Annotated in this window: 10 protein-coding genes; 8 read left to right on the top strand and 2 right to left on the bottom strand. The window is 66.8% G+C overall.

The window, feature by feature from the left end:
- Nucleotides 1-32: 32 nt before the first annotated feature.
- The 8 genes from P3L18_RS25640 to P3L18_RS25605 all read left to right on the top strand — a co-directional run bounded on the left by P3L18_RS25640 (nt 33) and on the right by P3L18_RS25605 (nt 9,332).
- Nucleotides 33-1,058: a DUF3445 domain-containing protein gene (locus P3L18_RS25640; protein WP_276115724.1), complete on the top strand. Its 1,026-nt coding sequence runs from the start codon at nt 33-35 to the stop codon at nt 1,056-1,058.
- Nucleotides 1,059-1,100: 42 nt separating this feature from the next.
- A complete protein-coding gene (locus tag P3L18_RS25635; protein ID WP_079931952.1) occupies nt 1,101-2,450 on the top strand; it encodes an ammonium transporter in 1,350 nt (449 codons plus the stop codon).
- A 465-nt stretch (nt 2,451-2,915) separates the two neighbouring features.
- Nucleotides 2,916-4,262 carry a type III glutamate--ammonia ligase gene (gene glnT / locus P3L18_RS25630; RefSeq protein WP_020172891.1) on the top strand — a complete coding sequence of 449 codons (1,347 nt, stop codon included), beginning with the start codon at nt 2,916-2,918 and terminating at the stop codon, nt 4,260-4,262.
- A 59-nt stretch (nt 4,263-4,321) separates the two neighbouring features.
- On the top strand, nt 4,322-5,218 hold the full coding sequence (locus P3L18_RS25625) for a glutamine amidotransferase (protein ID WP_079931950.1): 897 nt from the start codon (nt 4,322-4,324) through the stop codon (nt 5,216-5,218).
- On the top strand, nt 5,206-5,901 hold the full coding sequence (locus tag P3L18_RS25620) for a protein glxC (protein WP_079931949.1): 696 nt from the start codon (nt 5,206-5,208) through the stop codon (nt 5,899-5,901). Before P3L18_RS25625 ends, P3L18_RS25620 begins: the two co-directional genes overlap by 13 nt.
- 62 nt (nt 5,902-5,963) lie before the next feature.
- Nucleotides 5,964-7,295, top strand: coding sequence for an FMN-binding glutamate synthase family protein (locus P3L18_RS25615; protein ID WP_276115705.1), 1,332 nt, complete (start codon nt 5,964-5,966; stop codon nt 7,293-7,295).
- Nucleotides 7,292-8,482, top strand: coding sequence for an FAD-binding oxidoreductase (locus P3L18_RS25610; protein ID WP_006368889.1), 1,191 nt, complete (start codon nt 7,292-7,294; stop codon nt 8,480-8,482). Before P3L18_RS25615 ends, P3L18_RS25610 begins: the two co-directional genes overlap by 4 nt.
- A 22-nt stretch (nt 8,483-8,504) precedes the next feature.
- Nucleotides 8,505-9,332 (top strand): helix-turn-helix domain-containing protein, encoded by an 828-nt coding sequence (locus P3L18_RS25605; RefSeq protein WP_006368890.1) that lies wholly within the window; start codon nt 8,505-8,507, stop codon nt 9,330-9,332.
- Nucleotides 9,333-9,366: 34 nt separating this feature from the next.
- Here the strand turns inward: P3L18_RS25605 and P3L18_RS25600 are convergent, their stop codons facing one another.
- The gene (locus P3L18_RS25600; protein ID WP_079931948.1) at nt 9,367-9,858 is read right to left on the bottom strand and encodes a hypothetical protein; all 492 of its coding nucleotides are present in this window, start codon (nt 9,856-9,858) and stop codon (nt 9,367-9,369) included.
- 443 nt (nt 9,859-10,301) lie between these two features.
- Entirely contained in the window at nt 10,302-10,706 is a 405-nt protein-coding gene (locus P3L18_RS25595; protein WP_014358175.1) for a hypothetical protein, read from the bottom strand.
- Nucleotides 10,707-10,741: the final 35 nt, after the last annotated feature.

Below are 10,741 nucleotides of genomic sequence, written 5' to 3'. Positions count from 1 at the left end.
ATTCGCCGAGCCCTGATTCGCCGACCCCTGATCTGTCGAGTCTCGACTCACTGACTCCCGCGGCCCGCGAGTATCTTTCGCAGCCCGTTGACCATTGCGCCAACATCCCGTGGCCGTTTCCCGACGACGCTTCCGAGTTCTCCTACACCGTCAACGTCGAGCCCGCCCGCGTCCCGCGGCGTACGCGCGGTGGGGAATGGGGACGCCACCTCGTCGACCTCGGTGGTGCCGAATATCTCGACTACATGCGCGAACGACGTCGCATCCTCGACGAGGATCCGTCGCGTGTGCGGATCATGCCCGGAATGGACGTCGCCTGCTGGGATCTGTTGCTGTACTACCTCCGCGATCTGGCACTGGCCTACCCCACCGTGATGCATCTCACCGAAGGCGCCGACCGGTGGTTCCACTGGCGCAACGAGTTACTCGGCACCGACGCCGAATTCGTTCTCGGTGACCTCGAGAGCCTCCCGTGCCATCCGCTGGAGTTCCTCGCGCGCGAGGTCCCCGACGACTTGCTCCTCGTCGTCGAACGCGACGGCCGGCTCTACTTCGACGCCGGGATCGTCACCTTCGCAGCCGCCTGGTCGGTGGCCTTCGACGTCGGCATGGACATGTATGAAATCCACGCTCCGGTACCGGGTTTGATCCGCGACGGGATCGTCGCGCGCGCCGAACAGTTCCTCCGTCGGCTACCCGCCGACGCGGTCTATCGGCGGGTCAACTGGACGCTGTCGGCATCGGATTCACACAAGCTCGACGTCAGCCTCGAACAACTGCCCGAGTGGGGTCGCGACATACCCACGATGATCGCCGACGGCGACTACGGTCGCGCGCGGCTTCGGATCGAACTCGAGCACTTCGTCCGGTTGCCGACCTCCGGTGCGGTGACGTTCAATATCCGCACGTTCATGGCCTCGCTCGACGAGGTCCGGCGCATCCCGGCGTGGGCCGAGCAGTTGGCCACCGTCATCGAAACCCTCGACGAGCGCATCGCCGCGTACAAGGGCTTCCTCGACTACCGCGACAACGTCGTCGCCTACCTCCGCGGGCACTGACCGCCCCATCACCCTCCATATCCCTCTCTACCAAGGACTGTCATGGAAGTAGTTGCCGCACACGCGGATCTGTCATGGATGCTGGCCGCATTCGCCTTTCTGGTACTCATGATCCCCGGCCTGGGTCTCTACTACGGGGGCATGCTCGGCGGACGCAACGTCCTGAACATGATGTCAATGGTGTTCGCCACCCTCGGAATCACCTGTGTCATCTATGTTCTCTACGGTTATGGCCTGGTGTCCGGGCCGTCGATCCACGGCTGGGGGATCATCGGCAATCCCGTGCACTACCTCGGGCTCGGTGAGCACCTCACCGACGATCAGTCCGGCGGTATCCAGGTGCTCTACATCGCGGCGTGGTTCATTCTGTTCGCCGCCATCACCGTGGCGATCGTGGCCAGTGGTGCGGCCGGTCGGATGAAGTTCAGCGCGTGGCTGGTGTTCGTTCCGATCTGGCTGACCCTGGTGTACTTCCCGGTCGCGCACTGGGTGTTCGCCGCCGACTCCGACGAGGGCGCAGGAGGCTTCCTGCTCAACAAGATCCACATCCACGACTTCGCCGGTGGTACGGCGGTGCACATGAACTCCGGTGTGGCCGCGCTCGCCCTGGCATTGGTCCTCGGTGCCCGGCGTCGCCGTGCCGAGCGGCCGCACAACGTGCCCATCGTGCTCCTCGGTGGCGGCATCCTCTGGTTCGGCTGGTTCGGATTCAACGGAAGTTGCGCCGGCGGGGCCAATTTCGTCACCCAGTTCGTCGTCCTCAACACCCTGCTCGCCGGCGGTGCCGGCATGCTCGGCTTCTGGGCGATCGAGAAGTGGCGGGAAGGTCATGTCACCGCTCTGGGTTCGATCACCGGCGCGATCGCCGGGCTCGTCGGCATCACCCCGTCGGCCAACACCGTGACGCCGATCGGCGCACTGATGGTCGGCATCCTCGCCGCGGGTGTCGTCGCGTTCTTCCTGAGCTTCAAGCCCAAGTTCAAGGTCGATGACAGTCTCGACGCATTCATCGTCCACGGAATCGGCGGCATCGTCGGCACCCTGTGCATCGTGCTGTTCGCCGCGGGCAGTGCCCCGGCCGGTGTCACCGGTCTCCTGTTCGGTGGACCGATCGACATCCTGTGGCGCGAACTCGCCGGCATCGTCATCACCTGCACCTTCTCCTTCGTGATGACCTGGCTGATCGCCAAGGCCCTCGACAAGACGATCGGCCTGCGCGTCGACGCCGAGACCGAGACCCAGGGACTCGACTCCTCGATCCACGCCGAGACCGCCTACGAGATCCCCGCGGCCGGCGTCGGTCACGGTGGCCTCTCGGGTATGTCGCCGGCACTGGCCACCCAGAGCGTGGAGAACGGGCTCTCCGAGACCGCTCAGCCCGTCGGCACCTGATCGCTGTGCACGACACCGGGGGCGCATCACACCGTGGTGCGCCCCCGGTGCCATTTTGATCGATGGTCGTGCACTTCCCTCGATGGCCGGCCCCATTTGACCGATGGCCGAGCCTCGAGTCCCCTTGCACCGGTGCTGGTTTCGGGTTCCAGCGTCATCTGCGGGGGTCTCGAGGCTCCTCGCCCCAGGGGGCTCGTCACACCTCGACCACCGGGTGGGGTGGCGGAGGAGTAGGTGGTGCGGCCACCGGTCGTCACACCTCGACCATCGGGTGGGGTGGCGGAGGGGTAGGGCGGTGCGGCCTCCAGCGGGCACATCGCGCCCACCGGCGACGACCCACCCAACCCGATACCTGCACCTCACAGCCCCGAAACGTGATCGCAACACAACAAGGGTCTACTACAGGTAGACAAAAGTTCATCGGAGTGGACATACTAGAGCCAACACAACCACCGGAGCCCTGCCATGACTGACACCACCAACGATCTCGCCGAACTCTGCGCGAAGTCGGGGACCAAGTTCATCCTCGCCATGTTCGTCGACTTGCGCGGCAAGCCCTGCGCCAAGCTCGTTCCCGTCGAGGCCGTCGACGAACTCGCCACCGACGGTGTGGGTTTCGCCGGCTACGCGGTCGGTGCGATCGGGCAGGAGCCGCGCGACCCCGACCTCATGGCCATCCCCGACACCTCGTCGTTCCTGCCGATCCCCTTCATCAAGGAAGGGCTGGCGATCGTGCACTGCGACCCGCACGTCGAGGGCAAGCCGTGGCCGTTCGCCCCACGCAACATCCTGCGGGCCCTCATCGCCCAGGCCGAGGACGCCGGCTTCGAGCCGTGGGTGGGCGCAGAGGTCGAGTACTTCCTGCTCAAGCGCGCCGCCGACGGTTCGCTCGTGACCGCCGACGACGCCGACGACTCCGATCAGCCCTGCTACGACGTCCGCGGTCTGACCCGGATGTACGAGCACCTCACCGCAGTGTCCACCGCGATGAATCAACTGGGCTGGAGCAACTACGCCAACGACCACGAGGACGGCAACGGCCAGTTCGAGCAGAACTTCGCCTACTCCGACGCGCTCACCACCGCCGACCGCGTCATCACCCTGCGCTATCTGCTCTCCACGATCGCCGCCGAACGCGGCATGGTGGCCACCTTCATGCCCAAGCCGTTCGCCGAGCGCACCGGAAGTGGCCTGCACCTGCACCTTTCGTTGACTTCCAACGGCCAGCCGGTCTTCCCCGCAGAGTTCGGCGACGACCGCGGGCTCGGCATCTCGCCCACCGCCTACGGATTCGTCGCAGGCGTCCTCGAGCACGCCTGCGCGCTGCAGTCGGTGATGGCTCCGACGGTCAACTCCTACAAGCGGACCGGCGCCACCGCCACCCGCTCGGGCGCCTCCTGGGCACCGCGCGTGCCCACCTACGGCGGCAACGACCGCACCCACTACATCCGCATCCCCGACGACCAGCGTGTCGAGCTGCGCGGCGGCGACGGATCGGCCAACCCGTACCTCGCGATCGCCGCCGCGCTGGGCGCCGGCCTCGACGGCATCAAGCGCAGCCTCGATCCGGGCGCCCTGGGCACCTGCCCCGAGCACGTCGGCACCCTGCCGCTGACACTGCTGCACGCGGTCGACGCGCTCGAGGCAGACCCGGTCGTGGCCGGCACCCTCGACGCCGCGATGACCGAGGAGTGGCCCGCCGACAAGCAATCGGTCTCGGACTACTTCAGCAAGCTCAAGCGCGAAGAATTCTTCGCCTGGCACTCGGCCGTCTCCCCGTGGGAGGTCGATCAGTATCTCACCGCTTTCTGACCACACACCCGGTTCACATCCCTGATCCGTCCACCCCAGAACCACGAAAGGCCCACACCATGTGCGGAATCGTCGGGTTGCATCTACGCAACCCCGATCTGTATCCCCGCCTCGGGGAACTGCTCACCGGCATGCTCGGTGAAATGCAGGACCGCGGCGCCGATTCGGCGGGCATCGCCGTCTACGGCAACCCCAGCTGGGTGCCCGCCGACCACGCCTGCGTCTCCCTTCTCGAGATCGACGTCGCCGCCGACGACGCCCAGGCTGCCGTCACCGAGGCACTCGGCAGTCCGGTCGTCGCCCAGTATGTCGACACCACCCTCGTGCTGTCGGCGCCCGTACCCGCCGAGGAGCTGCTCGGCGCCGCCCGCACCACCTACCCCGGCGCCCTCGTCGCCGGTTTCGGTAGCGACCTGACCGTCCTCAAAGGTGTTGGCGCACCCCGTGATCTGACCGACCAGTGGGGCCTGGCCGCCGCACAGGGCTGGCAGGGCGTCGGGCACACCCGCATGGCGACCGAGTCCGCGGTGACCCCGGCCGGAGCACACCCGTACGCCGTCGGACCCGAACAGTGCCTGGTGCACAACGGATCGTTCTCCAACCACGCCACCATCCGCCGCGAATTGTGCGCGGAGGGCGTTGAATTCGATTCCGAGAATGACACCGAGGTCGGCGCACGCTTCGTCGCCCACCAGCTCGCGCAGGGCAAGGACGTCGAGACCGCACTCAAAGAGGTCTGTGCCACCTTCGACGGCTTCTACACCCTCGTCGTGTCCAACCGCGACTCGTTCGCGGTGGTCCGCGACGCCATCGCCTGCAAACCCGCCGTGATCGCCGAGACCGACGACTGGGTGGCGATGGCCAGTGAATACCGAGCCCTGGCGCACCTGCCGGGCGTGGAGAACGCACGAATCTGGGAACCAGAACCGGAGGTGGTCTACGCATGGACCCGCTGAACACCGATCGCACCGTCTTCGATCTGTCCGAAACCTCGCTGCGCGAAGTCAATTCGGTGCTGCACGGGGAGATCGCCGGAGAGATCGAGATCAACTCACCGGCCGGTGCGCACAGCGTCGCCGCCGGGGTCAACGCCCCGGTGAAGATCACCGTCAACGGTCACGTCGGCTATTACGCCGCCGGCATGAACCAGCAGGCCGAGATCACCATCAACGGCAACGCCGGCACCGGTGTCGCCGAGAACATGATGAGCGGCACCGTCGTCGTCAAGGGCAACGCCTCCCAGTCGGCCGGTGCCACCGCACACGGCGGCCTGCTCGTCATCGAGGGCGACGCCGCCGCGCGCTGCGGGATCTCGATGAAGGGTATCGACATCGTCGTCGGCGGAAACGTCGGTCACAACAGCGCTTTCATGGCCCAGGCGGGCCGCATGGTGATCCGCGGCAACGCCGGTGCAGGCCTGGGTGACTCGATCTACGAGACCCGTCTCTACGTTCGCGGTGAGGTCGCCTCCCTCGGCGCCGACTGCATCGCCAAACCCATGCGCGCCGAGCACCTCGACGAGCTCGCCGGCCTGCTCAAGGCCGCGGGCTTCAAGGACGACGACCCGACCGAGTACTCGCGATACGGATCGGCCCGCGAGCTCTACCACTTCCACGTCGACAACACGTCGGCGTACTGACCCCCGGCGAACCCACCCCTCGGCCCCTCGTCCGACGACCCAGCGCCGCACCCGGAGACATCATGAACCTCAGCAACGAACAGCGCGGTCTACGCGAATCCGCGACCTTCGACCGCACCACCATCGCCGCCATCCAGCGTGCCGCCGACACCGGCGTCTACGACATCCGTGGGTGGGGCGCCAAGCGCAAGCTGCCGCACTTCGACGACCTGCTCTTCCTGGGCGCGTCGATGTCGCGGTACCCCCTGGAGGGCTATCGCGAGCGCTGCGACACCGACGTCGTGCTCGGCAGCCGAAATGCCAAGTACCCCTTGCACCTCGACACCCCGGTCACGATCGCGGGCATGAGCTTCGGTGCGCTGTCGGCCGGCGCCAAGGAGGCACTCGGGCGTGGTGCGTCGGAGGTCGGCACGTCCACCACCACCGGCGACGGCGGAATGACACCGGAGGAGCGGGGGCAGTCGAAGAACCTGGTCTACCAGTACCTGCCGTCGCGTTACGGCATGAACCCCGACGACCTGCGCAAGGCCGACGCCATCGAGATCGTCCTCGGCCAGGGCGCCAAGCCCGGCGGCGGAGGAATGCTGCTGGGGCAGAAGATCTCCGAGCGGGTCGCTCACATGCGCACCCTGCCGGAGGGTATCGATCAGCGCAGCGCCTGCCGCCACCCCGACTGGACCGGCCCCGACGATCTCGCCATCAAGATCAACGAGCTGCGTGAGATCACCGACTGGGAGAAGCCGATCTACGTCAAGGTCGGTGCGACCCGCACCTACTACGACGTCAAGCTCGCCGTGCACTCCGGTGCCGACGTGGTGGTCGTCGACGGCATGCAGGGCGGTACCGCAGCCACGCAGGAAGTGTTCATCGAGCACGTCGGCATCCCGACACTCGCCGCGATTCCGCAAGCCGTGCAGGCACTTCAGGAGCTCGGTGTGCATCGCGAGGTCCAACTCATCGTCTCCGGTGGGATTCGTAACGGTGCCGACGTGGCCAAGGCCATGGCGCTCGGTGCCGACGCCGTCGCCATCGGCACCGCCGCGCTGATCGCCCTGGGCGACAACGATCCGCGGTATGCCGACGAGTACGAGAAGATCGGCTCGGCGGCCGGCTTCTACGACGACTTCCAGGACGGCCGCGACCCGGCCGGCATCAGCACCCAGGATCCCGAACTGTCCGCCCGGTTCGATCCGATCGTCGGCGGAAAGCGCCTGGCCAACTTCCTGCGGGTGACGACGATGGAAGCCCAGACCATCGCCCGCGCCTGCGGCAAGGCACACCTGCAGCACCTCGAACCCGAAGACCTGGTGGCGATCTCGATCGAGGCCGCAGCGATGGCGCGCGTCCCGCTGGCCGGCACCAGCTGGATTCCCGGAGCAGGGGCGGCGTTGTGAGTACCGAGACCGCATCCATCGTCATCATCGGTGGCGGCCTTGAGGGCGCGGCCACCGCCTGGGCGCTCGCGCAACGTGGCGTCACCGATGTGGTTGTCTGCGAACGCGATACCGTGGGCGCGGGTATGACGGGCAAGTCATCGGGCATCGTCCGCTGCCACTACGGCGTCAGTTCGCTGGCGGCGATGGCAGCCGTCGGGCTCGAGGTGTTCGAGAAGGCCGAGGAGATCTTCGGCACCGACATCGGGTTCCGGCAGACCGGCTACGTCGTCGGAGTCGGTGAGGCCAATGTGGGCAATCTCCGCAAAAGCCTTGCCGCGCAACGTGAGGTCGGTGTGCAGACCGAGGAGATCGGGGTCGACGAGGTCGCCGCGATGTGGCCGGCCGCCGATCTCGAGCCGTTCGCGGCGTTCGGCTGGGAGGAACGCGGCGGGTACGGCGATGCGTATCAGACCGCGCAGGCCTTCGCCGCATCGGCGCGTTCCGGTGGAATCCGCATCCGCCAGAGCACGCCGGTTGCCGGTCTCATCGTCGACGGCGACGCCGTCACCGGCGTGAGACTGGTTGACGGATCGACGATCTCGGCCGAGACCGTCGTCGTCGCGACCGGCGCCTGGACGCGCCCGTTCCTCGCAGCCCACGGCATCGATGTCCCCATCGAGGTCCACCGCGAGCAGATCGTGATGATCCACCCCGGAATGGAACTCGGCAAGGTGCCGGTGTTCTCCGACCTCGTCTCACTGCAATACGTGCGGCCCGATGTCCGCGGTGAGATCCTGTTCGGCAACAGCGATCTCGCCGAGCTGGAGATCGCCGACCCCGACAACTACCTCAATCGTGCCGACGAGGCGTTCCTGGATCTGACCGTCGACAAGGTCGGTACCCGCTTCCCGCAGTTCACCGACGCGGCCATCACCAGTAGTTACGCCGGGTGTTACGACGTGACCCCGGACTGGAATCCGATCATCTCCACCGGTCCGCTCGAGGGATTGGTGATCGCCGCGGGCTTCAGCGGGCACGGTTTCAAGATCTCGCCGGCCGTCGGGCGGCTCGTCGCCGACCTCGTCGTCGATGGTCACAGCAACGACCCGCGTATCCCGGAGTCGGACTTCCGGTTGTCCCGGTTCGCCGAGGGCGACCTGCTCAAGACCCGCTTCCCCTACGTGGGCGCGGGGGAGATGCGGTGAGACCTGTCGTGCGGGGTACACCATGTGCGCCCTGAACGGCGGAGTCCGCGTCGCCGAGCTGCCCGAGGACCGGCGGTCGGGACTCATCGCCGAGCTGCCACGGTTCCCCACAGTGGACGACGTCTCCCGATATGCTGGCCCGGTGGCGGAGTCCGACGAATCGACGGGGATCGATCAGGCAGTGGCGGTGCAACCGGCAGGAGTCGGTGACGATCCGCTGATTCGTAACCAGTCCGGCATCGCCCGTGACCGGCCCACCGATCAGTCCGTCGAGGAACTCGAGCTCGAGACCGCGATTGCCGCCAACGTCCGGCGCCTGCGTCAGCAGCAGGGTCTCACCGTCGGCGACATGGCGTTACGCGTCGGCATCTCCAAGGCGATGCTCTCGAAGATCGAGAACGCCCAGACCTCGTGCAGTCTCAGCACTCTCGCGCGGCTGGCGACAGCCTTCGACGTCGCCGTGACCTCGCTGTTCCGGGGCGCCGACGTCGAGCGATCGGCGGTGTACGTCAAGGCGGGGGAGGGTTCGCGGATCGTGCGATCGGGGTCCAAGGAGGGCCACGAGTACGAGCTACTCGGGTCGTTGCGCGGTGAGCACAAACGTCTCGAATGCCTACTCGTGACGCTCAACGAGGACTCGATCACCCAGCCGCTGTTCCAGCACCCCGGCACCGAGTTCCTCTACATGCTCGACGGCGTCATGGACTACGCGCACGGGCGCAGCGTGTACCGCCTCGCGCCCGGTGATTCCATGCAACTCGACGGTGAGGCCCCCCACGGGCCGGTCGCGCTCATCGAACTGCCGATCCGCTTTCTGTCGGTCATCGCGTTCCCGGATTCGGCGGTCTGAGGGCGGTCCCCGTCGGACGGCGACCGTCTATCGGCTATCGGGCGACGACGGCGGCCCGGTCGGCGACCGGACGCAATGCGATCACCAGCGTCCCGGTGGCGATGACGCCGGCCGGCAACTCGGCATGCACCGTTCGTCGATGCCCGGCGGTGTCGACGACGGTGATGTCGGCCATGGTGGCTCCGGCCAGACCGACACCGACGAACGCCACATCGGCGATCGCGGTGGTCAGCGGTAACGCCGCATCGACACGCACCACCGCCCGTCCACCCGTGACGTGCGCCGCGATGATCCTGGTGACCAGAACCGAGTGTGTTACAGCACCGCACTCATCGGTCGACGGGCAGCGCGGCTCGCCTGCGGCGTCGACGAAGAATCCCGTTGTGTGACGCAGTGATTCGGCGCGCAGGTCGGTCTCACCGATGAAGAGATCGTTCCCCGACGAGTGAATGGGGACCGGCCAGAGCGTGGGATCGAAAGATCGGGACACCAGAACGCCTTTCAGAGAGGGCAGCAGCTCGAACAAGCTCACCTCTTCGGTCTACCCGGCTCTGCGGCGCGGCAACAGGGATACCGGCGCCAAGATGTCGTCAAGATTCGCGCACTGTGCTCGCAACCACCCGGATCATGGTGACCCACGCCACATTTCATGGGAGACAGCAACCCCCAAGCCGACGGGCATCGTGCGTCAAGCCTGGCCGTGCATCGTGGAACACGTCAGAGAGAAACGCACACAGCGGATCTCGGAAGTGTCAACGAAAGAGGAGCCGATCATGGCCGAACCCCGTCGCAACAACAACCCCGCCCCGGTCCAGCGTCGCCGCCGCGTCCGTCGCTACGACCCGCGTTCGCGTCGGTGGCTCTGGGTGTGGCAGTGAGACAGCGCTCTGCGCGCTGAGCCGTGCGCGACACGAACAACCCCGCCCACCGACGCCGGGCGGGGTTGTTCGCGTGTGTCTGCGGGCACGATCAACTCGTGGCGATCGCCACGTTCAGGATGACGATGAGCACAATCAGCACGATCGGGATGACCGAGATCGCGATCGCCAGACCAACGCCGTTGTACTGCTGCGGCGCAGGGCCGAGCGAACCGCGGGAGTACGCCCACACCGGCGCGCGATACTCCAGCTCGACGCCCTGTCCGGGCTGCACGAGCACCGGGAAATCGGCGGGCCCGATCCGCGGGGGCAGGAAGTACGGAACGTGGACGTGCACGTGATGCTGTCCCGGCGGCAGCGGGATCTCGTTGCGGCCCCACGTGCCGGGAAGCTCGTGGCCGTCGACGACGATCTTCGGCTTGATGAAGAACAGCAACCACATCAGGGGGAAGAACTTCGCGTCGATGGCGACACCCTGCTGCTGACCCGCCTGCACCGGCGGCGCGCCCTGCCCACCGCCCGGATGATAGG

It is taken from the genome of Gordonia sp. N1V, assembly GCF_029269935.1.
Classification (GTDB): domain Bacteria; phylum Actinomycetota; class Actinomycetes; order Mycobacteriales; family Mycobacteriaceae; genus Gordonia; species Gordonia polyisoprenivorans.
The sequence above is the reverse complement of the archived record's forward strand: the minus strand, read 5'-3'. Positions and strand labels throughout refer to the sequence as shown.